Consider the following 24,480-nt stretch of genomic DNA (forward strand, 5'->3'; position numbering starts at 1 on the left):
AAGCCGGCTTCCATGCTCGATCGGCATCCGTTTCGAGCACCGCCCTCATCGGGCACGCAAACCTCGCTCGACCAGGTCCACCAGCTCCTCCACCTGCCTGGCGGAAAGGGGCTCCTCGAGGGAGAACGTCACCCCCAGCGTGGCAAACAGCCAGAGCGCCGCCAGCGCCGGGGTGACGGCGCGAAATACGCCTTCCGCGATCCCCTCCTCGATGAGCCGCCGAAGATCTGCCAGGAAGCGCTGAGTCTCATCGCGAAGCCACGCGCGGAGTTCCTCGTCTACGTGGCCGATCTCCCGACCATGCGGATTTAAGGGATACTTTCGGCCGGCGATCAGCTCCAGATGGACCTGAAATAAGGCGCGCAGCCGCTCCAGAGCCGATCGCGGGCCGGCCATCTGTTCGCGCAGGAGGGTCAGGTGCCACTCGATGAGCTCCTGAATCATTCGGCGGAAGAGATCTCCCTTGTTCTTAAAGTAGAGGTAGACGGTTCCTTTCCCGACGCCGGCCCGCTCAGCGATCGTCTCGATTTTCGTGTTGGCGTAGCCGAAGTCTGCAAACGTATTGTACGCGCTAAGCAGGATGGCGTCGCGCTTGCTGCGGGCCGGATCCCACGGCAATTCAGGCGGGCGAGTCTTCATCGCCATTCCCCTCATTGCCTCTCATGGAGTCACATGGTAATCCTTCGCCCGGGGCATCGTCTGAGCCCCCGAAAAACGGCGGCGCAGGCGTCCCAAGAACTCGTCCGTCAGGCTGTAGACGGCCGGGACGAGGAGCAGCGTGACAAGCGTCGAGAGAAGCAGGCCGTAGATGACGACGATGGCGAGCGGCGCGAGCGCTTCAGATCCTTCTCCGCCAAAATACGCAAAAGGAATGAGCTCAAAGTTGGTGACGAGCATCGTCATCAAAATCGGTCGCAGGCGCACCGGCCCGGCGGTGAGAAGCGCCTCCTTCACGCTCATGCCCCGCTGGCGCAGCTGGTTCGTGTAATCGACGAGAACGATGGCGTTGTTCATGACAAGCCCGATGACCATGATCATCCCGATGAGCGCGGTGACGCTGATGGGCATGCGGTGCGTCAGGAGCCCCAGGAGCGCCCCGACGAACGTCGGCGGCAGGCTGAACATGATGACGAACGGCTGGAAGAACGACTCGAACTGCGCGGCCATGATCATGTAGATGAGCAGGATGGCCAGCACCATGGCCTGCGTCAGCGACGTGAACGATTCGCCCATCTGTTCGGCTTCTCCGCCCAGCGACCACGAATACCCTTCCGGAAGGGACAGACTTTGCAGCACCCGCTGGATGTCGGTCGTCAGCGCCCCCAGCGAGCGTTCTCCGGTCGAATAGACCGTGAGGCGCGCCTGGCGTTGATAATCGCTGCGGTTGATGGCATTCGGCGTCCCTTCGGTGACGACCCGGGCCACATCGCCCAGCGCGACGACGGCGCCCGTCTGGCTCCGGACGACGAGCCGGTCCAGATGGGCGTACTCTTCCTGCCAGGACTTCGGGAACTTCAGGATGATGTCGTACTCGTCTTCCCCGTCGCGCATGACCGTCACCTTTTTCCCGCCGAAGGCCACCTGAACGGCGGTCATGATCTCCGCCGGAGACAGGCCGTACTGGGCGGCCCGGGCGCGGTCGATGTACACCGCCACCTCGGGACGGGCCACCTTCATGCTGCTGTCGACGCTGGACACCCCGGGGATGGCTTCCAGGCGATTCCGGATATCGTTCGAAAGCGCCTCTAAGACTTGCGTGTTCGGACCGGAGATGTTCACCTGAACGCCGGTGGAGGCCGCCAGCGACATCTGGGTGCTGATGGAGAGGGTGAGTCCCGGGATGTTCGACGCCTGGTCGTTGAAGGCGTTCATCACCTGCTGAACCGTGCGCTCGCGCTCGGCCCGCGGCTTAAAATTGACGAAGAGGGTGGCGGTGTTCGAGGCGGTCGTCCCGGCCACCTGCCCCTGGGCGGTCGAACCGATCATGCTGGCGACTTCCTTGACCTCCGGAAAACCGAGCAGAATCGCTTCCAGCTCCCCCACCGTTCGGGCGGTCTCTTCAAGCTTGGTGGCCGCCGGCAGCTCCAGCTCCACCATGGCCACGCCCTGATCGGTCTGGGGGATGAAGTCGGCGCCGATGATGGGGACGAGCCCCAGAGACGCCACAAAGACGGCAAAAGAAAGCCCGATGACGAGCAACCGGTGGTCCAGCCCCCAGGTGAGCAGCCGCCGGTACTGATGTTCCAGCCCGTTAATGAAGTGCTGAAAGGCGCGCAGCGGATTCGCCCGGAAGCGCGGCGGACGCGCTTTATCTTCTTCGGCCGCGTGCTGCTTCAAAAAACGCCCGGCCAGCATGGGCACAAACGTGATCGAACCGAACCACGCCGCGACGTGGGAAAAAATGACGGCCAGCGCCATCGGCGCAAACAGCTCCCGCGCGAGCCCGGTGGCGAGAAGCATCGGCACGAATACCGACGTTTGGGCCAGCGCCGACGCGGTCACGGCGGCGGCGACTTCCTTGGTCCCGATAATGGCCGCTTCTTCGCCGCTTTTTCCGGCGAGGCGATGGCGGTGAATGCTTTCGATCGCCACGATGGCGAAGTCGACGAGCGATCCCATCCCGATGAGCAGCCCGCCGAGCGTGAGCAGGTTGATCGACTGGTGACCCAGGGCCATCAGGGTGAAGGTGGCGATGACCGAGACCGGAAGCATCGTCCCCACGATGAGCGTCGTTCTGAGATTGCCGAGAAAGAGGTACAGGACGGCCATCGCGATGGCCCCACCGACGAGGCCGTGCTCGACGACGGTGCGGATCGAGCGGTTGATGAACGTCGCCGCATCGTAGATGACGGTGAGCTTTGTCCCTTCCGGCAGCGTTTCGTTTAACCGTTCGATCTCCTTGTGGACCTCGTCCGATATTTTCACGGCATTGCCGCCGGTCGATTTCATGATGCTCAGGATGACGAGCGGCTCGCCGTTCAGCGTCGCCTCCTGGGTTCGTTCGGCAAAATCCCGGCGAATGTCCGCGATATCGGCGAGCGCGACTTTCCCCCCGGTGGGCAGGGGAATTTGCACGGCGGCGATCTGCTCGGGCCGGGTGAGCTCGGCGTCGAAGCGGATGGCAAGCTTCTTGTCGCCCTGCTCGACCGATCCGGCTGTAAAGAGGATGTTCGACTGGGCGATCACCTGCGAAAGGTACGCCGGCGTGAGCCCGTAGTTCTCCAGGCGCTCGGGATTGAGGATCACCTGAATTTCTTCTTTTTCTCCGCCGATGATGCCGACCGAAGCCACACCCTCCAGCTTGCGGAGCTCCGGCTCGACGTCATCTTCGGCGATTTTCTGCAGTACATTGAGCGGTTCCCGTCCGCTCAGGCCGACGAACATGATCGGCTGGTCGTTGGGGTTGATTTTGAGGACGAGCGGTTTTTGAGCGTCTTCCGGCAGCTGGTTCACGACGCGATCGACCTGCCGTTGAAGATCGATCAGCGCCGTGTCCATGTTTGTCCCCCAGTTGAACTGGACGATGACGAGCGAGGCACCGGTTTGTGACTGCGACTCCACTTTGTCGACGTTGTCCACCGTCCCGACGACGTTCTCGATCGGTTTGGTAACGAGGTTCTCGATCTCTTCCGGCGAGGCGCCGGGATAGGCGGTGACGACGACGGCCACCGGAAGGTTCATCTCCGGAAAGAGCTCGACGGGAAGCGTCGGCAGGAAGTAAAAGCCGGTCATCATGAGACCGACGATGAGCACGGTAATGAAGACCGGTCGACGTACGGAAAAATCGACAATGCTCAAGTCTTCCCGCCCCCCGCTTTCTGATCTTCCTCCCCTTCGCTTCCCTGAAGCTTCACCGGATCGCCGTCTTTGAGGAGATACTGGCCTTTGATGACGACTTTCTCGCCTGCTTTCAGGCCTGAGGTGACTTCCACGTAGTTTGTCGTCATGCGACCGACGGTGACCTTCCGTTCGCGGACGATGCCGTCTTCGTAGACCATCACGTGCCCTTCTCCGCCCTTGGCGCTCGCCATGTACGCCTCAGCCGGGATGAGAAGCGTCTTTTTCGCTCCCTTCGGGGCAAACGTCACGTCCGCGCTCAGGCCCGAGACGAGCTTCCCCTCCGGATTGGGCACTTCGATCTCCACGCGGTACGCCTTCGTCTGCGGATTCGGCGTCAGATCTTTCTTAGAAACCTTTCCCTGGAACCGTTCCCCGGAGACGGCAACCGTGACCGGATCGCCGACAGCCACACTGCGGTAAGCCTGCTCCGGCACGTCGACCGTCACGATGGCCGGATTCATGTCGACGATGGTGGCGACCACCACCTGCGGGCTCACCATATCCCCGACGCTGACGGGGAGCGAGGCCACCGTCCCCCCGACGGGCGCGGTGACGCGCATGTTCTCGAGAAGCCGTCGGGCCGCCTCCAGCCCCGCGCGGGCCTGTTCGACCTGAGCATTCGCCGCTTTGACGGCGACGCGCTCCCGGGCGATCTTGAGATTCTCCGTCGCGACCTCGAGGGCCTTTTTCGCGTTCTCATGGGCGCTTTTGGCCTGCTGCAGGCCGGCCTCCGCCTGCTTCAGCTGGTTCTCCGCCTGTTCCAGCTCCACCTGCGAGGCGAGCCCGTTTTCAAAAAGCGTGCGGAGCCGCTCCGCGTTTTTCTTCGCCAGGTCACGGGCGTTCTCGGCCGCCGCCAGACCTTTTTCCGCCTGCAGGACGCCCTCCTCGGCCTGCTTGACGGCCTGTTCGGCGCCCAGGATCTGCGTCGTCGTCTGCGCTTCGGCGCTTTCACGGCCGGCTTCGGCCGCCCGGAGGGCCGCTTCCGCCTGATGGACCTGGGCGATGACGTCTTTGGTCTCGAGCTGGATGAGGAGATCGCCCGGGCGCACCCGGCTTCCGACCGCCACGGCGATCGACTCGATCCGCCCGGAGGCCTTCGGGAGAATCGGGACCTCGATGTGGCCCTTCACCTTCCCGCTCAACGTCACCCCTTCGTCCAGCACGCCTTCCGTGACGTCCGCCACTTCTACCGTGCGGATCGGTTCTTCCGCCGGCGCGGACGCCTCCTGAGCCCGGCTGCACGCAGCCAAGGCGGTAAATGCCGTGATCGCGATCAAGGCCAGGACGGCCTGACGGCGACGGGACACGATCGTCCTCCCCCCTTCTGACTGGACGTCCAGTCATAACAATGACGCATCCATCATAAAAGAATGCCCCCTCTGAATCAAGATTCAGAGGGGGCTTCCGTCTCGTCAGATCTGTGACCGTTTCATTACTGGGCGGTGTTGTAGAACTCTACCGAACGCTCATCGTCGACCCACTTGTACTCGACGTTGAGCGCCTTGGCGACCCAGGCGATCGGAAGCATCGTTCGGGCATTCTTGATCTCCGGCGCGGTGTCCATCTCGATCGCGGAACCGTTCACGAGAAGCGTCTTCGAGCCGATCTTCATCTGGATGACGCGGTCACCCTTGAAGATCGTCACGCTCTTCGCGTACGGATTCCAGATAATATCGGTATCCTTTACTCCCAGTGCCTCTGCAACATACTTCACCGGCACGAAGGTGCGATTATCCTTAATGTACGGCGCGACGTCCATGGTCTTCGTCTCGCCATTCACGCTGTAAGACGTCTGATCAATCGTAAACTTGGCCCTGTAGTCTTTGGACTTGTCAGCGGGTGTCACGACGCGAACAGGGCTGACTTCAATGTACTTGTAATCAAAATCATCACTACCGTTGTCGCGAAGCACCTTACTGGGTTCGTCCGAATCCACAACGGCAGAACCGGCAACTTTAACCGGAATCTCGCCTTCCGGCGCCGTACGATCAATCGTCGCCCGGACGCCTTTGATGACGATTTCGCTCGGTTCATTGCTGGCCCGACGTACTTCAATTACAATGTTCCGGTTTGAAGTACCCAGCTCATAGTATTTATCCAGATTCCAGTAAGATGCATCCTCAAGTCGAGCATTCCCGAGTTCAATGTCGCCGCTCCGGACCTCGACGACCGGGTCCACGGCAGTAAACTGGGTGATGAAGTCACCGGCGTTGATAATGATCGACTTCCCGCCACGAAGGGCACCGGCAACCGTTTCCTTAATTACGATGTTACCAAGCGGTTGATCCTGGGCACCGATCACAGCACCCGTCTTGTTCTCAGAAGCGACGCTGACGATATGCTTCACGTTGGCAAGCGTCACTTTCGTGCTCGGAACACCCGAGCCCGTAACCTCAACCGTTAACGGCCCTTCAGGAAACTTGGCTTCCGTAAAGACCTGTTTTACTTCGATGACAGTCTTACCGGAAGAAGTGGACTTCCGATCAACCGCAAACTTGGCGACGCGGTTTTTCCCGTCGAGCCGCTCATATCCAGCCCAGCGCAGCTTGGCTTTGTTCGAGCCCTTGTCGTAGTCGAAAGCGTCGTTGGGGTTCTCCGGCCACTCCGCACCGACCGGCAGGGTCAGCTTGATGGTGCGACCCTCGACAAGCGAGCCCGCCAGGTATTCTTCCAGAACGATCTTACCGGCAATTTCACCGGTTTCCACTTTCCGACCGGCCCAGATCTCACCCGGTTCACTCGTAACGGTCACTTCGTAGTCGCCGTATTTTCCGATGATGATGGTCCGCGGCTCAGCGTTGGATACGGCAACACGAATTTCGCCCTTGCGTGCCGTGGAAGACTTGACGACATTCACACCCGCTTCGACTTCGAAGATAATGCGTTGCGGGTTGCTGGCTGTATATTTGGGAGTAACCTTGATGTTCAGGTCTTTGTTGTTCGTCTTAATGTCAATGTCGGTCTTCGCAATCTCGCCGGATACGATAGCCGCAACGTCCGCGCTGCCCCACGCAAAGCCATCCGGCAACGTCAACGTAATGGTCTTATTGGAATCAAAGACATACGGCACTTCCTCGCTGAGCTGGAATCGAACGGTTCCGCCCTCGTCACTAATAGACCGATCCTTGTCGATCACGGTGATCTGCGGATCCCGCGAGCTAAATTGGGCTACCTTGAGCTCGGTATAGCTGAACTCATCATTTCGCGATGCCGGATCGATGCGGAGGTACAGCGTTCCGACGCCGTCCTGGCCAGCCTCAGGGGTGATTACAAGCTGGAATTCATTCTTTTTTCCAGTATCAGGTTCGACTTGAAGAACCCAAGTTGTTCTTTCGCCACCGCTGCTTTCGTAAACATTCAAGCTCACGGGAGGATTCGCTGTATAGTTAGGATCTTTCGCAGCCGTAAATTTAAACTTTTTCCCGTTATCGTCGACCAGAGACAAAAATGCGCTTGACTTGGCTACATTGGCCGGATCGAGCTTGAAATAAACGGTTATTGACTCACTGGTCGTCTTTTCGTCTGTGTAAACTTTTTGCGAGCCCACCAAGCTCACCGACGCATTCGCCGCACTTGCGTGGAACGCTCCGAAGGGCAGAAGCGTCAGCGCAAGCGCAAGCGAAAGGACAATGGACAGCACTTTGCTGCCGCGCATGCATTTATACCTCCTTGCTCTCCTCTACCATCTTTATTTGTCTTCGGCCTGCCAACCGTCGTTCGGCAGCGCATGCCTCCTTCCCGCCTTTTTTCTCCGCGACTTCCGCACCACTTGGGCGAAGCCGCAGGTTTACCGGCCACGCCGTATAGATTATACGGCTATGTCCGGTTTAAGTTGCGGTTTTCGCCCTCACTAAAAGCGAGGCCACCCTACCAAATGCCCCCAGCGCCGTCATACGAAGCGCTGATTGCACTGGCAGGCCCATTTCCCGGCCAATAGCTTATACGCTTGCGCACGCCCAAAGTTTTGCTGGATTCCTTTTATCTCGTACTCGATATGGACAATTTTCCGAGCCACCTCAAAAAAAGATGATATCGCTCCTCCAGCTTGATCTGACCAAGCACTTCATGCTGCGATTGCCACTTCAGCGCATCCTGAAGCCATCTGTCTTTCGAATCGTGATCCGACATGTGTTCTGCTGCAGCCGCAAGAAGCAAGCGCGCATCCAGCCGATCTTCGGTATCCCGAAGTTGATCCACCTTATTTTCCAGGATGTTCCGTCCTGCTGCGATATCACCGCTAAGGAGCTTCACGATCCCCCGATACGCCAGCATCATGGGAGTCTCCGTAAACTCCGGATATTTGAGTCCCGACGACTCGCGGTCCAACCTTCGCCGTTCATCTTCGATTCGTTGCTGCATTTTCCGCATTTCCTTATCGGCGTATTGAACGATCTCTATCGCCCGGTTCGCCTCTCCCTGAGCGCCGATTGTGTTTTCCGGCACTGTTGATCTGACCGCCTGAAGCGCCCGCTTTCCCAACCATTCATAACGGGCTTCATAAGCCGGAAGAAAGAGGGGGGCCGTCTCCACCGCTTGCGCATAAAGCCGATCGGCCGTCTCCTCCCCCATGTCCGCATAAATTCGAGCCAGCCTCATGAGCGTCCTCGGATCTTTTTCCGACATCGAGTGCACGGACTCCAATTCCTGAAGCGCAATTGAGCAATATGACGGATCACGGGTTTGTTCACAAGCCTGCCGATAAAACTCGATCTTCATAAAACGCATCTCACGGTCAAGATACCGCACGCGCGCCTTATAATCAATGATCTGCCTGACGTCATCGAGACTCCGGCCGGCCGGCTCAAGCCGGATGGCATACCCCTCACGCACAGTGAGAGCCGTATGAATAAGCCCCATTGCTAATGCTCCGAGGAAAAGAACGTCCCCAAAACGAGATGATCGGACGAAGGACGCACACAGTCGAGTGCCATTTCTCATCCCCTGAGGCTCCAAGACGTTCGTTCGGACCGTCCAATCCGACGTCTGGACCGTAAGGCCCGAAGCTGCGAGGATCGAAAGCCAAGTAAAAAAGACAAGCAAAACATACCCGAACGAAAAGTCGAAGTCAATCTGCCCGTGCGCCAGCAGATAAAGCGCCGGTGCGGCTACCTTGACGACGCGATATCGTTCGTGAACCTCGCCCTGGAAATAGGCACGCACGCCGAGTCCGAACGCGGACAGCAGAACGGCAGCAAAGAGAAGAACACCTACGATTCCCCCTTCAATGGCCAGCTGAAAAATAAAGCTGTGTGTCTGCGTAGAATAGTACGGATAAGAAGCATAATGCAAAAAGACATCGCGCCAGGCATCGCCACCCGCGCCAAACAGCCAGTGCTCACGAATCAACTTCAAGCTGTCGCGGAAGAAGACGAACCGCTCGGAAACGTTCTGTGTGCTCAGACTGATGTCAGCAAGCCGCAATGCTACCGCTTCCGGCATCACGCGCGAAACGAGAGGCAAGCGAAGTGCAAGCCAGCTCAGGACACCCAGAACCATCGAAACAAGTGGAATGATGGCCCGCTTCTCCCACGCCTTTGCGGATAAAACGGCAGACGACAGTTCCCATACAACCCTGTTTTGCAGTGTCCACCGATCGATAAGAATGACGGTACCGGCATAGACAGCGCCAAGCGCCATAGGTGCGATAATGACCACCCACGAACTCTTCTCTTGCCACGCCGGAAAAACGGGGAGGATCGGCGCCACGATGAGAAAAAGCAGCAGCGTCAAAACGATCATGCGAAGCTGCACAACGATTGGCACCAGCCAGAGTACAAGCCACCACGCAACCGGCCACAAAACCCATGCGCCGCGCGAAGCGCTGAAAATCAATCCAACAGAAAATGAGACCAACACCCATGCTGCGGGAAATCGCCAGCGCCAAGCTCGGAGATCCTGTGGCGGGTCGCTTAAGGCGATGAGCGTCATCAACATGACGGCCCCCACCATCGCACCGTAGGTATTCGGATACTGGAAAACGGACGAAAACCGCGTCCCGAGCACCGAATCGGGGAACCGAGTGAGTCCAACAATGGTCAAAAAAGGAAACAAGGCCGTCCAGCCGATCGAGATGGCCGTACCGACAAAGACGATCCGGCGTCCTTTCTCCCCTGCGGCCACCAAAAGAGCGGTTAAAGCAATAAAGCTGAGCAGGACCGTCCCCATACGGTAAGCCTGATCCCAAGCATGCGAAGCCTGCACTCCTAAGAGAGCCATCATACCGTACTGAAGCATGAGAAGGAGGGAAGCGGTCACACCAAGGAGCCAGAGCAGATCGCCTCCCATCCTCGCCCAGACGCCCCTATCATCGCCCGACAGCCACAAAGAATAGCCCCCTACCGCAAACCCCGCAAGAGACCAGAACCCTATGATCATATCAGCAAAAAGCATGTCTTCATAAAAGAATAAGCCCCGGTAATACGGAAACGCGACGAGAGCGAATGCCCATAAAGCAACCATCCACTGGGAAAAAGACGATAGCATCCTGGATTCGCGATGGGGCGTGCGTTGGGCCGCGAATCGACGCTTTTGGCGCCTCTTTCCGTTCATTTCTAACCTCCCGCGCTTCTCTCACATGGATCTCGGGCAATACGAATCTTAAGAGAAAGCATCTCAGATGTAGGCTGCGTCATCAAACATCTGCGCCACTTTGCTCAAGTGTTTCCGACTGAATAAACTTGCGTCGTACTCCAGCCGCCGCTTCTTTGGTCAGGACAACCTTGAGCGTGATCATCAAAATCTTCAAATCCAAAAGTAGCGAATAATTTTTTATATAGTACAAGTCCAACGCAAGTTTATCCTCGACTTCGGTCGCATACCGTCCGACGACCTGCGCAAGTCCGGTAATGCCTGCCTTGACGCGATGCCGGTATGTATAGGCCGGTAACTGGGCTTCAAACTGCTTGACAAAATGCGGACGCTCAGGACGAGGACCGATAAAGCTCATGTCCCCTTTAAGCACGTTAAAAAGCTGCGGCAGCTCATCCAAGCGCGTGACCCGAAGAAATCGTCCCACTTTGGTAACCCTCGGATCCCGCTCTGTGGCCAGCACCGGCCCGGTGAGCTTTTCCGCGTCCTTGACCATCGTGCGGAATTTGTACAGTTTGAACGTCCGGCCGCCTTCGGTCACCCGTTCTTGGACGTAGAGGGTCGGCCCCTCCGAGGTCACCTTGATCATAAGCGCGATGATGAGCATAAGCGGCAGCGCCACAATCAGTCCGACGAGCGAAAGCACGATGTCCAAGCCACGCTTGATCAACTTCTGCTCTTCCGTAAGGCCAAAATCCGTCAGTCCAACCATCGGCACATCTTCGATCAGCATCAACTGCGGGCGGGTGAATAGAATATCTGTGGCGTCCGGTGCGAGCATCACATGTTTGTGCGAACGGATGGCGTCTTCGATGATCTTCGCTTTTATCCGTTCATCTATGCCGTTTCCGATGACGATCGTGTCGATCTCGTCCCAGACCACATCCCGGCGATCTTCATAATGATCCGGCTCGAGAGCCGCGCGAATCCGATACCAGCCGATCGCCCCTTCGAGCAGCTTTTGACCAATCCTTTCGATCCTTTCGCGATCCCCGATGATTAGCACCTGCTTTTCACCGTGAACCGCCCTTCTAACGCGCAACACCGCATAGCGCCAGGCCGAAAGCAATCCCCACTGAAGAACAAAGGCGATCATAAAAACGCTGCGCGGAAACGCGAACTCGCGTATCAAAAATGTCGCAGCCATCGTCATCAATTGAAGCAGGGCAAGGGCGATCCCTAAGGAAAAAACGATGTCTCCGTAAGGCTTACGGGCGATCGAATAAAGGCCGTAGACGGAAAAAAGCACGTATCCCGTTCCCACGATAATTGGAATGAGCTGCATGAACGGTGATATGTTTTCTCTCGGGATATCGAAGCCGAACCGCAACAGATACGCCAGCGCAAAGCCAACGAGGAGTAAGACAAGATCAACAACCGTGACCGCCACTTTGCTTAGACGAAAGTAGGTGACCAGAAACCGGCGCATGGTTTCACCTCGACTCTGCTTAATCTTTACCTAAACGCAACTTCACTTTCATTATCCACGCTTTTGCTTTCATTATCTACGCTTCTGCTTTCATCATCTGTGCCCTCATTCTATCGCTTTCGACGACGAGCGACAACATCTTCATACACCGCCAACGTTTTTTCTACCATTCGTTCAATGGTAAAATGCTTTTCATAGCGTCTACGGCCTGCCGTTCCCATCTGGGCTCGCAGTTCATGATTTAAGATCAATTGTTTGAGGCGTTCTTGTAACCGTTCTTGGTCTCCCCGAGGGATTAAGTAACCTGTCTGACCATCGATGACCGCTTCGCGCACACCGCCCACATCCGATGCGATGACCGGCAGGCCGGCGCGCATCGCTTCGAGAATGCTGCGCGGAAACCCTTCCCATTTGGAAGTTAAAACAAAGATCTGTGCTTTCGCCAGCCGCTCCGCCACATCCTTCCGGGCACCCAAGAAGGACACGCGTTCGTGAAGACCGAGCTTCTCTACTTCGTTTTTAACCTGCTCCCGCAACGGCCCGTCGCCGATGAGCTCCAATTTCCATTCTAATGCTTTCAACTCGGCTAGAGCATGAATGAGAGTTCCATGATCTTTTTGATGTTCAAAACGCGCCACCATCACCATACAAACCGGTCCGTTCTCAGGTTGGGCCCGGAGCGCAGGCGTAATATCCGGAATTCCGTTGTGCACGACGACCAGCCGATCCGCTTTTGCAATTCGATGACTTAATGCAAGCTTGAAATCGTACTCCGACACTGTGATGATACGGTCGGAAAGAGGAGCTGCCATGCGTTCCGCGAAAGCATACATCATGCGCTTTGGCCTCGGCACGCCTTCCGTAAAGGCCCAGCCATGGGCGGTAAAGATGACCGGGATCCCGAGACTTCGTGCCGCCAATCGCCCCAGCCACCCCGCTTTAGAAGAATGCGCGCTAACGAGGTCAGGTTTAAGCTCGGCCAAAACGGAGCGCAACTCCCAAAGCCCCATAACATCCACCCAGGGGCGAATGGGGCGAACCAGATATCGAAGGGCTCGATGCGGAATGCCTCTTATGGCAAGCGCTTCTGTAAACACCCCTTGACCTCCGACCAATACGGTGACCTTATGTCCTTTTTTCCGCATGGCCGTGGCAAGATCTCGCACATGAACCTGCGCGCCTCCGATCGCATCGGAGCGGGTGATGACGTACGCGATCTTCAAACCCTTACCCCCTTGCGTTCAAGAAGTTCAAAATACAACGCCTCCCACATCTCCACGACACGATCCATGCTGTAATTGGCCTCAATGTGCTTGCGTCCGGCCGATCCCATCGCGGCTCGCTCTTCCGGAGATAGATCCATCACGTTCATCATCGCCCCGGCAAGAGCTTGCGGTTTCTTTGGAGGGACTAAAAAACCCGTCACCCCGTCCAACACGACCTCGCGATTGCCGCCGACATCCGTTGCGACAATCGGAAGGCCGACCGCCGAAGCTTCCAGAAGAACCATCGGCATGCCTTCCCACGCCGAAGACATGACATACGCATCGACCGCGTTCATGAGGTCAGGCACATCCCGGCGCACACCGAGAAAAATCACACTGCCCGTAAGGCCTAAGTCGCGCGCCAGTTTTTCGACTCCATCCTTCAGCGAACCCTGTCCGGCGATCAAGAGCTTCGAATGAGGCCGATTCTTTTTGATCTCAGCAAACGCCTTAAGCATCGTGGGATAATCCTTTGCCTCTTCTAGACGTCCGACCGCCAGCCACACAAACTCATCTTCAATGCCCAATTCTTTCCGAAGGCGATGCCTCGACTCTGTATTGGGCCTAAACTGATGCGTATCCACCCCGTTCGGGATATGGCGAATTTTGATTCTCGGGACCGCTCCCACCCGCACATACCGTTCGAGCCCGGCCCGGCTGACCTGGGTCGTGAGATCGCATAGAGGGTCCGTCAAACGATAACCCATTTCGCGAAGCCGTCCGCCCTCAACAATATTATGAGCCGTGCACACCAGAACGGGCGTCCGGATCAAGAACCGCGACGCTCTCGCTAAAAGATTGGCGTGGACCATATGACTGTGGAGAACGAGCGGTCTCTCCCGGCGGAGAATACTGGCCAAGCGCAATAGTGCCCTGGGGTCAGGGATCCCCCGACGCATATCGAGCGAGAATACCGGTATGCCCGTCACTTCCAGTTCGCTGACATAAGCCGCCGGAGGGAGCATAGAGATAACCCGAACGTTCCATTCCCGTTTTTTGAGACGCATCGCCAGCCGCACAAGCTGAGTCTCTGCTCCCCCATAATTAAGGGCCGTCGTAAGAAAATCGACTTTAGGACGTTGCACCGGAGCCGACCTCCTGGCGTTCGTTCCACATTGCTTTTCCCTTGACCCTGTCTCTGGCTCTAGCCTTGGCCTTCCGGCTTACAGCCAGCGCCATCGGAATCAACAAAGGAGCAAATTTGGCGCGATGTCGAATCGCCTGCCCGTAATTTGAAGTGGCGAGCGCAAATGCCAGTAGCCCCACCGCCACCACCGCCAAGCTGAATTTTAAAGCTCGTGAATCTATGTTTTTCCATCTGCCGATAATCATGGATGTCATCAAGAAGTACAAAAGCGCATCAACCAAACCGAACAGATCGATCGCCGAACGAACCATCCAGGGAAACGGAGCGAACAAAAAGTAAAAAAGACGAATAGGGGCTTGCCATATTAAATCAAGAGGGGATTCAACCGTCATGCTTTGGAGATAGCCGGCTCTTTCCGATGAAGTATACTCATGAAAGTATGATATGTTTTTCGCTATACCGATTTTATCCATTCCCCATCCTGTCATGAGGACGACGGCTGCAGCGAAGACTAGAAAGACTGCCGCACCCAGCAATTTTAATGACAGCCTTCCCCGCTGTTTGAGCAATTTGTATGCCTGCATAGAAGACAATAAAAAACCAAGGGTTATAATCGACATAAACATGCCGGTATGAAAAAATCCCGATGCCAGATAGGCTGCCGTTCCCTTGACGAATTGAACAGGTGACCAGTTTTGACTCCAGTTGATAATGTAAAGCGTACCAAGCAAAAAGAAGAAAACGATAAAGGCCTCCCGCATGGTTATGGCCGAGTACAAATTCAGCGTCGGAAAAAAGGCGGCGATCCAGGCCGCCCGTTTTGCTGTTCGGACGTCTCCGTTCGTTAAACACATGGCGATCCGCCAGACCAGATACACACTGGCGACGCCCAACAATACGTTTAAACTCTGACCGGCCAGCTCTACCGGTCCGGTCAAACTGTAGATGACGGCCAAAACCCAAGAATATAAAAAGGCACCGGTCGTAAAATGTTTTAACGCCCCTCCAAGCCCTTCAGAAGACCACATCTCCGCTGTGTGATGATACATTACGGCATCGGCCTGTGAATCGGGCAGAGGTACGACAAACGCATGGATCAAAGCCAAAGCCGTACGCAAAATCAAAGCCATCAATAAAACGAAAAACACCTTTGGGCGCACAAATCCTATCACTACAACAAAAAGCAAAGCGGCCAAAAAGAATGGGGCAGCAAGAAGGATCTCTGTCATTTCAAATCAGCCTCTTAGTTTAATTTAGAATCGAACTCATTAGTTTAATCCTAATTTTGTGATGGCAATTCCAAGGACTTCAGCATATTGCTTCACAATCTCCTCCAATGCAAAGATTTTAGCTCGTGCCATAGACCGACTTCGTTCTTCATCCAAACCCACTACAATAGCCTGAGCTAAGGCTTCCACGTCTCCCACCGGCACGAGTTGTCCCCATTTTCCATCCTCTAAAATTTCACGAGGTCCATGAGGACAATCGGTAGATACTACAGGAGTCCCCAAAACTAAGGCTTCGACGAGTACGTTCCCAAATCCTTCCCAACGAGAAGAAAGTACAAATACTCCGGCACGCTTCATGTAACTGTAAGGATTCTCCACAAATCCCGGCAGCGCAACGTCCTCCTCTACACCCAGCTCTCGCACCAACGCCTCCAGTTTGGGGCGCTCTTCGCCTTCGCCCAAAATCATAAGCCGCGCCTGACGCTTCTTACGTACCAAGGCAAAAGCGCGAATGAGCGTGGGAAAATCCTTTGGCGTAGTGAGCCGTCCTATCCCAAGGATCACCGGTGATTCACCAGACCGGAACCAGGGATGGTCCAAGGGTTCGTCCGCCTTCGCGAAAAGATCCGGTGTGACCACGGGGTTATAGATAACCCGCACCTTTTCCGCTGGCAGACCCGTTTGGAGAATGAGGTCTTCGGCCGCCCCCTGGGACACGGCCACTACCGTATCCGCCAGTGGATAAAAGCGTCGGATCAAAAAGGGAATGGCCTTCTCCCGTCGTACAGCAGCATTCATCGTGGACTGACTCAGTGTGCTATGTTCAGAAACAACCAAGCGTGTACCGGTCCGTGCCATCAATCTCGCCCAGATGGCCACAACGTTGGCATGGCTTAAAGCAGAAAGCATGGCGCGCGGTCTTTCGCGCCGGAGATAGCGCACCAGTCCAGGAAGCGCAAGGAGCACTCGCCTTGCACCCAAGTCCAACACCCTTACGCCTTTAGGGACCTGTGAGAGGAAAGGCCCCTCGGCCTTGGCCAGCACGAGGTCTACCGACAGGCCTTGCTCAGCAAAGCCCCGGGCGAGGTTCACCATGACACGCTCGGCTCCGCCGCCGCGGAGAGAGGGGAGGAAAAGAGAGACAGTTGGATTATTTTTGTTTGACGAGGACATCTCGATACACCCCAATGACCTGTTCGATCCAAACTTCCAGGTCAAGACATTTACTTTCTGCTAAAAAAAGGAAAAAGGACCAAAGATATCGGCTCCCAATACTCGTGCTAGATAAGGCAATGTTATAAGCGGAAAAATATATGTTGCGATACGCATTCCCTGCAGGTGCAAAATGTTTTGTATGACGGGATGCCGTAGCAGACAAAAGATCAAGAGGATCACCTAAGCTCGGACGAAGATACTGAAGATAAGAAGCCGAAAGTGGTTAACGTATTGGTCAGGGGGTTAACCAAAACTCCGGCAGACCCCGAGACACAAAGGTAAAGGACGTTAAGGCTACGATGCCTGGGCGGCTATCCACTCCACAAAACGTTTGAGTCCTTCTCGGAAAGGAGTCCTCGACTTAAAGCCCAAAAGTTGCTCGGCTTTTCCCATATCCGCCCACGTCTGAGGCACATCCCCGGGCTGAGCCGGTAAAAACTCCAGACGCGCCCGCACGCCGAGGGCTTCCTCCAGCGCCCGTACCATTTCCAGAAGACTCACGGTCTGCTGATTGCCCAGATTGATGATCTCATAGGACGTGGCCGCATAGTCCATCGCCCGGCGCACGCCATCGACGATATCGTCGATGTACGTGTAGTCCCGCCGGCTCATCCCGTCGCCGTAGATCGGCACCGGTTCGCCCCGCAGCATTCGCCTCGCGAACTTATGAATCGCAAGATCCGGCCGCTGCCTGGGGCCGTACACGGTGAAAAAGCGGAGGGCGATAAAGCGAATCCCGTACAGGTGGCTGTACACGTGCCCGAGAAGTTCGCCGCTCACCTTCGTCGAGGCATACGGGCTGATCGGCCGAAGGACGCAGTCGTCTTCCCGCCAGGGGACGTTCGGGTTCACGCCGTAGACGCTCGACGAGGAGGCGAAGACGAACTGCCGGATGCCCCGTTCCCGGGCGAGCTCGAGCAGATTCTGCGTCCCGGTGACGTTCACTTCCTGGTAGCCGAGGGGATCCTGAATCGACGGGCGCACACCCGCCCTCGCAGCAAGATGCACGATCACGTCGTAGTCGTCGGCGAGCGCCTGGCGGAGCATGCTCAATTCGCGGATGTCGACTTCGACGAGGCGGTAACGCTCATAGTCGAGGTGGGCGGCGATGTTCTTTCGCTTGATCGCCGGGTCATAGAACGGGTCGAAGCTGTCGACGTTCGTCACCGCCCAGCCTTCGGCAAGCAGGCGGTCGATGAGGTGGCTCCCGATGAATCCCGCACCGCCGGTCACCAGCGCATGCTTCATCGTCCCACCCCCATATACGTGAGTCCCGCCGCACGGGCGACGTCCGGCGCGTAGACGTTCCGCCCGTCGAGGAAGACCGGCGTGCGCATGAGACCCCTCAAGCGCGGGAGATCTAGGCGGCGGTATTCCGCCCACTCCGTCGCGAGAAGGAGCGCATCGGCGCCTTCGGCGGCGGCGTACGGGTCGGAGACGAAGGTCACCTCCGCCCGCTCCGCCTCAGTGAGTGCCCGCTCGGCATTGGGGACGGCGATCGGGTCGTGGGCGCGGATGTGCGCGCCGAGCGCGATGAGACGGCGGATGACGGCGAGGGCCGGCGATTCGCGGACGTCATCCGTGTTCGGCTTGAAGGCAAGCCCGAGGACGGCAATCGTCCGCCCGCGGACGCCTTTTAAGGCGGACTGCAGCTTCTCGACGACCCGCTCGCGCTGCAGCTCGTTCACCCGCCGCGCCGCTTCGACGATCGGCATCTCGTAATGATGCTCCCGCCCGACGGCCAGAAGCGCCGCCGTATCTTTCGGGAAGCAGCTCCCGCCCCAGCCGAGCCCCGCAGCCAGGTACCGCGGGCCGATCCGCGCGTCGAGCCCGATCCCCCGGGCCACCTCGATCACGTCCGCGCCCACCTTTTCCGAAAGCCCCGCGATTTCGTTGATGAAGCTGATTTTAAGCGCCAGGAAGGCATTCGCCGCATACTTGATCATCTCCGCGCTGATCGGGTCCGTCGTCATCAGCGGCGGGAAGCCGTACCCTTCGCGCTTCGGGACAGCCTCCGGCGGGTCAAATGTCTGCTCGAGCAGCGGCCGGTACAGCCGGCGGAGCACCTCGATTGCCTCCGGCGCCTCAGCCCCGATGATGATCCGGTCGGGGTAAAAGCTGTCGTAAAGGGCCATCCCCTCCCGGAGAAACTCCGGGTTCGAGGCGACCCACACGGTGGCCTCCGTCCCCCGCGCTTCCAGCGTCCGGCGGATGACGTGGGCGACGCGCCGGTTCGTCCCGATCGGAACCGTCGACTTGACGACGACGGTGTACGCGCGGCCGCTCGCCATCCCTTCGGCGATCGTCCGCGCGGCCGCCTCGACAGACCGCGTGTCGGCCTCGCCGTTCGCCTTCTCCGGCGTGCCGACGGCGATCATGACGACGTCCGCCTCGGTGACGGAAGCCTTGAGGTCGTCGGTAAACGAGAGCCGGTCTCCGAGCCGGGCCAGCATCGCCTCGACGCCCGGCTCGTGGATCGGGCTTTTCCCCTGGCGAAGGAGCTCGAGCTTCCGTCGATCGATGTCCACGCCGGTGACGTGGTGCCCGATGTAGGCCAGGAGCACCGCTGTCGTGAGGCCGACGTAGCCCGCGCCGACGATCACCACGCGCATCGTTTTAAACTCCTACCGTTTTTTGCCAATCGTCTTTCAGCCGATAACCGTACTGCTCAAAATACGCGCGAATGAAGACATACACGAACGCAAGCATGAGCCCCAGCACAAAGCCGATGATTGCGTTCAGCCCTTTCTTCGGCGCCACCGGCCGCCGAGGCAAGGTCGGTTGTTCGATGATCTGCGCTTCTTTCATGGATAAGAGCTGTTGATCGATCTGTTGGATCTGCTGGATGAAATCCTTGAGCGAATACTCATCGCGTGAGATGTAGTCGATCAGACGAGCGCGCGTGATGTCTTTTTCTTCATTCGACAGATGGGGATTCGCCTCAATCGACGCGAGCGCCGCCTTATTGCGCGCAAGACTTTCTTGGGTCGCTTGTTGCAACTGGAGGAGCGAACTGCGCATCTCTTCGACCAGCTTCCGCTTCTCGAGATAGGCAGCGTTGCTCTGTTCCATGAAATGCTTGACGATCCGGTCGACCACGGCCTGTGCGACCTTCGGATCGTGATACTTCATGGTGATGGCGATGCGCTTCGATTGCCCTTCAACTTGTAAGGTTTTTTTAAAATCACCAACCCCGTGAAAAGGAAGATCCAGCTCTTCCATGATCGGCGCCAGTGTATCACGGCTTAACAGAAGGGCTTTGGCATTTTCCGCATCGCTGTAGACCGGATCGTCCATGTTGCTCAAGACGATCTGTGCCGACGATTCGTATGTAGGCTTCATCCATAAGCTGATGCCGTAGGCGGCGACGCCGAACAGAATCGGGACGATCACGACGAGCAGACGGTGCTTCCAGATGATCCGGATCAGGTCGATGAGTTCGATCTCGTCCGTCACATCCGCCGCTCTGCGATGAACTTGCTCTTCCATCTTCTTCCTCCCATAACAGGCCGACACACGGACGCTGATTTTGTCGATCACGCTGCCCAAAACCTAGCGTACAGAGATTCGAAGTGAAAGTCAACGTAAAGAGCTGAAAGCTTCCCGGGCTTTTGGCACGGAAAGCTTTTGACGTTTGCATGCAGCAAGGCCTTGTCTTTCAAGACTTTCAGCAAGGCGCGCCCGGTCTCCCTATTTAATTTCGGCTTATTTCAGTTCGATCGGCGTCATCAGACTCCTTGGTGAGCGCTCTGGCGCGCTGCTGAATTCATCCAGGACGAAGACGTTCACCTGATAATCGCTGCCGATCACGTTGAAGTAACCGGTAAACGTCTCGGGCGTATCGCTCCAGCTCTTTTTTTCGGTCGCCACGATGCCTGCCGGTTCGACCATATCGCCCACGCGCTTCGTAAGTTGGAAGACGACCACCGCGCTGGAGGCGAACGGCGCGGCAGGCTGAATGGTGACCGTCGCTTGGATGCCGTCCTTCCGTTCGAGGCGTGAGCTGATCACGTGGAAGGGGGAAGGTTCGGCTTCTGTCACGGTCACGTTCACGATCGCCTCAAGCCCTTCATACGTCACCTGAACGGTCGCCTGCCCCGCCCCGACCGCCGTGATCACGCCGTGATCGTCCACAGCGGCGATGCGCACGTCCGAGCTTTCAAAGTGCAGGGCGCTCCCGGAAAGCGGCACTTCCCGGCCGTACGGGTCGAGGAGTCTCACGGTGAGCGGGAGCCGTTCGCCTTTTCGAAGATGCGCTTCATCCGGCACGACGATCAAGCTCGTCGGACGGGACGTCGCCTTGACGGTTACCTTGGCCTCAGCGCGCTTCTGGTTGAAGAGCGCCACGACATGGCCGACGCGATCCTCATCTGTGATCCCCGGCGTGAAGACGCCGTCCTGGACTGATCCGATGTCGTCTTTGACCGACCAGGCCACCTCCTTATTGTCGAGGGCGAAGGCGTTGCTATAGGCGTCGAAGGCGGTCACCTGGAAGGTGATCGGCTCGCCTTCCGTCACGGCTTCGGCGGGATCCAGGATGAGCTTGAGCGGCCGGATGACCTTCGGATCGACGGCCGTCACCGTGAGCGATTGGGTGGCGCCGCCGACGGCGACGGTGAGGGTGGCGCTCCCCTGCCGTTTCGCGGTGATTCGACCGCGTTCATCGACCGCGATCACATCGGGATCGGACGACGTCCACGTCATCTCGATGTGGTCGGCGAATGGATTGATGGGAACGGTCTTGTTGAGCGGCAAGATGTAATTGGCCGTCAGGAGGGAAAAATCGCCGTAGAGTTGCAAGTTGCGTTCGGCGCCGACCGGGAGCTTGAGTGCGCCGCTCTGAATGGCTTCGTCGACGATGGAAATCTTTTTGACGAGCGGAATGAACTTGAAGTCGATCCGATTTCCGTCGATGATAAGCTTAGTGTACGCGAGCATGCCGCCCCACTCGGGTCGGACGTATCGCTTGAGCGCGCCGTCTCCGTTGATGATGTAGCGAACGCCGTCCACTTCCCAGCTCAAAGCGGCGTGCAGGTGTCCGAAGAGGACGGTTACGGCCTTGTCCGGATGGGCCTTTTTGAAGGCGCTCAGAATTTTCTCCAGGCGCACCGCATCGGCATAAAGCATCTCATGCGCCGTGCCGAAGGGGGAACCGCACCCTTTGTCCTGTTTAGGACTTATAGGGTAGCAGGTCGCACTCCAGGTTCGGTAGGCGGAGACCTCACCGAATGTACCTCACCCACGGCCGATCTGCCGAGGAGCCTTCAAATGCCGAAAAATGGCCACTCTGCCATTCCACGGGCATCTCCAGGCAAACGCTTTGTTGCATCCAAGGGTGCGATACCATCCTGTGACGCTGAATCGGATTGAAAGACGACGTTGTAGAGAAGCGCCGCCGCTTCCGCCCGCTTGGCGTTCGCTTTCGGGGCGAAGCGGTTGTCGCCGACGCCTCGGATCAGTCCTTTCTCCTGTGCCAGGCCGACCGCCCCTCTGGCCCAGGCGCTGATGCTGGCGCTATCGGCAAAGGTCGGCGCTTTCCCGGCCGCCTCGTCCTTCATCCCCAGCGCGTTCACCAGCACGACGGCCATCTCTTCCCGCGTGATCGGCGCGTTCGGCCGGAACGTTTGGCCGTCGCCGGCCATAAGACCGTGCCGGTAAGCCGTCGCCACGATGTCGCGGTACCAGGCGCCTTCCGGCACGTCGCGGAACGGATGCGCCGCCCGCTCGACGGGGAGGCCGAGCGCGTTCAGCATGAGCGCCGCGAATTCCGCCCGCGTGACGTTCTCGTTCGGGGCAAAGACGTCTTCGCTTTTCCCTTTCACGATGTGGTGCGCGGCCAGCACTTCGACGACGTCTTTCGCCCAGTGGTTCTGGAGGTCGGCAAACGTTTTGTGATAGGCGATCGCCGCCACGGTGCCGAAGCGGCTCATCTTGGCCGTGAGCGTCTTCTTCGCCGCGTCGGCCCTTCCGCCGATGTACTTCCAGCTGCCGTCGGCCTGCTTCAGGTAGGCGCCGACCTTGCGGACGTCGGTGCCGCCGTCGGCGAGTTTGAGCGTGACGTCGATCGGCCGTTTCAGACTTCCGGGCCCTTCGATCGCATAGGCGAAGGAGACGACCTCGGTCGTCGGCGCGGACGCAATGCGCACTGGCGTATTCTTCGCTTCCTCAACACGAACCGTGAGCGAGAAGTCCCCGTCGGCATCCCCAAACGCCGGAAGCGCGTCATGAGGAAGGACCAGGCCAAGTCCGCTCAGTGTGATGTTTAGTCCTTTTTGGGCCGATTGGATTTTTGAAAGGGAGTGGCCGGAAAGCGTCACCTTCACCGTATCCCCCGGTTTGAGCGCCACATCGGCCAGCTCGAGCCGAATGAACCGCGATTCATTACCCGGGTTTTCGGCCAGCGCCCGTGTCACCGTGTCTTCTGAGATCTTGAGTTCCAGCGGCTCCCGCCCTTTTCCCTGCTTGTCGCCCTCGGCTTCGTTGCCCCCGCCGGTCCTCGACACCGTCACGACCACGTCCTTTTCGGCGATTTTATAACCGAGCAACCATGCTTCAATCCTGACTTTCCCTTCGCTGTGGGCTTTCAGAAGGCCTTCGCTATCCGGGTCGAAAGAGGCGAGGCGGGGGTCGGAACTTTTCCATTCCAAGCCGACCGACGATTCCGACGCGCCGCTTTGGACCGTCTTGCCGTCGATAAAGGAAAGCGTATACTGCCCCACCTGCCCCGCCCTGACGGTCTCCGGTCCAGAGATCGAAACGCCTCCAGCACGGGCCAGGCCCCATACCAACGCTTGAAGCCCCCGTCTGTCCGGATCGATATTCGCGTCAAGCCGCTCTTTGATCGTCAAAAAGTCCTCCACGCCGATCTCGAGACCTTTGGCCAGCGTCTGGTCCAGGCCTGTCTTCTCGGCCGCCGTTCGCATGGCATCGCGAATGACCTCATCGAGCGACGTGTACCTTTTAGGAAAAGACCCGGAGAGAAGCGCCCGCAACCGGACCTCATATTCACGCAAAGATTCGTTCAGAAAGGCGAAGAACGCGTCAACGGCGTGTTCATCCCCAAAGATAATGTCGAAGTAGGGTGCATAATTAATGCGATATACTCGAATATCCGATTCCAGCCCCTCTTTTGTGCCGTAAATAATCTTGATCAGGTTTCCGATGATCTCCTTGGACTTGCCGTTGCCGATTTTTCCGTCCACGAATTCTTGGAGGTTCTTTCCATTTACCGTCAGAATGTCTTCCCAGTCATCGTCGGTGATGCCCTCGACATTTGACCGCACCGTGGCAAGCGCCGCCCGACCGCCCTCATCCAGGCTTTCCAAGACGCCTTTCATCCGGAGAACATAATCTTGAAGCGGATCCGTTGCGGCCAGCGTTGCGCACGGCAGGCTCCCGACGCCCAGGACGAGAATAAGCAGCAGAATAAGCATGGCAAACCATCTGTTCGCCTTCTCTTTCGTCCGATGCAGAGGCATCGCCTTCCCCCCCCTTATTCCACAGCGAGAGAATCCTCAGCTCCAATTTACAGGAAGAAAAGGACTTTTACCACCCCTTTTACGGCTCCCGGTTCACTGCCAACCAGTTCACTGCCATGCGGGGATCGCCTCTCCGTTTACCAAGAAAAGTGGATCGATCAGCCTGCTCCCGGCTTGTTTTCCATCGTATGCCGTTGATCAAGCCAGTCCGCACCATATCGGCCTAACCGCAGCCTTACGGGGCGCTTTGAATACGGGGAAGGGCCGGCGGATCACGGACGATGAATGGAATTGTGATGCGATCGAAATTGAATGCATAGCCAAAAATTTATCCGGCACGCAGAATCTT

General features: G+C 57.5%; 15 protein-coding genes. All 15 read right to left on the bottom strand.

Annotated elements, in window-relative coordinates:
* Positions 1 to 45: 45 nt before the first annotated feature.
* The 15 genes from K2M58_RS11550 to K2M58_RS11620 all read right to left on the bottom strand — a co-directional run bounded on the left by K2M58_RS11550 (position 46) and on the right by K2M58_RS11620 (position 24,131).
* Complete coding sequence (locus K2M58_RS11550) at positions 46 to 639, bottom strand: TetR/AcrR family transcriptional regulator (RefSeq protein ID WP_220677658.1); 594 nt, start codon at positions 637 to 639, stop codon at positions 46 to 48.
* A 21-nt stretch (positions 640 to 660) separates the two neighbouring features.
* Complete coding sequence (locus K2M58_RS11555; RefSeq protein WP_220677659.1) at positions 661 to 3,798, bottom strand: efflux RND transporter permease subunit; 3,138 nt, start codon at positions 3,796 to 3,798, stop codon at positions 661 to 663.
* On the bottom strand, positions 3,795 to 5,147 hold the full coding sequence (locus K2M58_RS11560; protein ID WP_220677660.1) for an efflux RND transporter periplasmic adaptor subunit: 1,353 nt from the start codon (positions 5,145 to 5,147) through the stop codon (positions 3,795 to 3,797). The genes K2M58_RS11555 and K2M58_RS11560 overlap by 4 nt, the downstream gene beginning before the upstream one ends.
* Before the next feature lie 125 nt (positions 5,148 to 5,272).
* Positions 5,273 to 7,495, bottom strand: coding sequence for a copper amine oxidase N-terminal domain-containing protein (locus K2M58_RS11565; protein WP_220677661.1), 2,223 nt, complete (start codon positions 7,493 to 7,495; stop codon positions 5,273 to 5,275).
* A 323-nt stretch (positions 7,496 to 7,818) separates the two neighbouring features.
* Positions 7,819 to 10,323 (bottom strand): O-antigen ligase family protein, encoded by a 2,505-nt coding sequence (locus K2M58_RS11570; RefSeq protein ID WP_220677662.1) that lies wholly within the window; start codon positions 10,321 to 10,323, stop codon positions 7,819 to 7,821.
* A gap of 148 nt (positions 10,324 to 10,471) precedes the next feature.
* A complete protein-coding gene (locus K2M58_RS11575; RefSeq protein ID WP_220677663.1) occupies positions 10,472 to 11,857 on the bottom strand; it encodes a sugar transferase in 1,386 nt (461 codons plus the stop codon).
* Between the two features lie 110 nt (positions 11,858 to 11,967).
* Positions 11,968 to 13,080: a glycosyltransferase family 4 protein gene (locus K2M58_RS11580; RefSeq protein WP_220677664.1), complete on the bottom strand. Its 1,113-nt coding sequence runs from the start codon at positions 13,078 to 13,080 to the stop codon at positions 11,968 to 11,970.
* Positions 13,077 to 14,207, bottom strand: coding sequence for a glycosyltransferase (locus tag K2M58_RS11585; protein WP_220677665.1), 1,131 nt, complete (start codon positions 14,205 to 14,207; stop codon positions 13,077 to 13,079). Before K2M58_RS11585 ends, K2M58_RS11580 begins: the two co-directional genes overlap by 4 nt.
* Complete coding sequence (locus tag K2M58_RS11590) at positions 14,194 to 15,438, bottom strand: glycosyltransferase family protein (protein ID WP_220677666.1); 1,245 nt, start codon at positions 15,436 to 15,438, stop codon at positions 14,194 to 14,196. The genes K2M58_RS11585 and K2M58_RS11590 overlap by 14 nt, the downstream gene beginning before the upstream one ends.
* 39 nt (positions 15,439 to 15,477) lie before the next feature.
* Entirely contained in the window at positions 15,478 to 16,611 is a 1,134-nt protein-coding gene (locus tag K2M58_RS11595) for a glycosyltransferase (RefSeq protein ID WP_220677667.1), read from the bottom strand.
* Between the two features lie 336 nt (positions 16,612 to 16,947).
* Positions 16,948 to 17,901, bottom strand: coding sequence for an NAD-dependent epimerase/dehydratase family protein (locus K2M58_RS11600; protein WP_220677668.1), 954 nt, complete (start codon positions 17,899 to 17,901; stop codon positions 16,948 to 16,950).
* Positions 17,898 to 19,265: a UDP-glucose dehydrogenase family protein gene (locus K2M58_RS11605; protein ID WP_220677669.1), complete on the bottom strand. Its 1,368-nt coding sequence runs from the start codon at positions 19,263 to 19,265 to the stop codon at positions 17,898 to 17,900. The genes K2M58_RS11600 and K2M58_RS11605 overlap by 4 nt, the downstream gene beginning before the upstream one ends.
* Before the next feature lie 4 nt (positions 19,266 to 19,269).
* On the bottom strand, positions 19,270 to 20,142 hold the full coding sequence (locus K2M58_RS11610) for a YveK family protein (protein ID WP_220677670.1): 873 nt from the start codon (positions 20,140 to 20,142) through the stop codon (positions 19,270 to 19,272).
* Positions 20,143 to 20,358: 216 nt separating this feature from the next.
* A complete protein-coding gene (locus K2M58_RS11615) occupies positions 20,359 to 21,780 on the bottom strand; it encodes an Ig-like domain-containing protein (RefSeq protein ID WP_220677671.1) in 1,422 nt (473 codons plus the stop codon).
* Positions 21,781 to 21,917: 137 nt separating this feature from the next.
* On the bottom strand, positions 21,918 to 24,131 hold the full coding sequence (locus tag K2M58_RS11620) for an S-layer homology domain-containing protein (RefSeq protein WP_220677672.1): 2,214 nt from the start codon (positions 24,129 to 24,131) through the stop codon (positions 21,918 to 21,920).
* Between the last annotated feature and the right edge of the window lie 349 nt (positions 24,132 to 24,480).

The organism is Hydrogenibacillus sp. N12, assembly GCF_019645935.1.
GTDB lineage: Bacteria > Bacillota > Bacilli > Thermicanales > DSM-22653 > Hydrogenibacillus > Hydrogenibacillus schlegelii.

What these genes read in the sequence shown, in the direction of transcription:
- K2M58_RS11605 (WP_220677669.1), bottom strand. Translation starts at nt 19,265, where the DNA reads ATGCGCGTGGTGATCGTCGGCGCGGGCTACGTCGGCCTCACGACAGCG.
- K2M58_RS11600 (WP_220677668.1), bottom strand. Translation starts at nt 17,901, where the DNA reads ATGAAGCATGCGCTGGTGACCGGCGGTGCGGGATTCATCGGGAGCCAC.
- K2M58_RS11565 (WP_220677661.1), bottom strand. Translation starts at nt 7,495, where the DNA reads ATGCGCGGCAGCAAAGTGCTGTCCATTGTCCTTTCGCTTGCGCTTGCG.
- K2M58_RS11570 (WP_220677662.1), bottom strand. Translation starts at nt 10,323, where the DNA reads ATGCTATCGTCTTTTTCCCAGTGGATGGTTGCTTTATGGGCATTCGCT.
- K2M58_RS11550 (WP_220677658.1), bottom strand. Translation starts at nt 639, where the DNA reads ATGAAGACTCGCCCGCCTGAATTGCCGTGGGATCCGGCCCGCAGCAAG.
- K2M58_RS11575 (WP_220677663.1), bottom strand. Translation starts at nt 11,857, where the DNA reads ATGCGCCGGTTTCTGGTCACCTACTTTCGTCTAAGCAAAGTGGCGGTC.
- K2M58_RS11615 (WP_220677671.1), bottom strand. Translation starts at nt 21,780, where the DNA reads ATGCTTTATGCCGATGCGGTGCGCCTGGAGAAAATTCTGAGCGCCTTC.
- K2M58_RS11620 (WP_220677672.1), bottom strand. Translation starts at nt 24,131, where the DNA reads ATGCCTCTGCATCGGACGAAAGAGAAGGCGAACAGATGGTTTGCCATG.
- K2M58_RS11610 (WP_220677670.1), bottom strand. Translation starts at nt 20,142, where the DNA reads ATGGAAGAGCAAGTTCATCGCAGAGCGGCGGATGTGACGGACGAGATC.
- K2M58_RS11590 (WP_220677666.1), bottom strand. Translation starts at nt 15,438, where the DNA reads ATGACAGAGATCCTTCTTGCTGCCCCATTCTTTTTGGCCGCTTTGCTT.
- K2M58_RS11595 (WP_220677667.1), bottom strand. Translation starts at nt 16,611, where the DNA reads ATGTCCTCGTCAAACAAAAATAATCCAACTGTCTCTCTTTTCCTCCCC.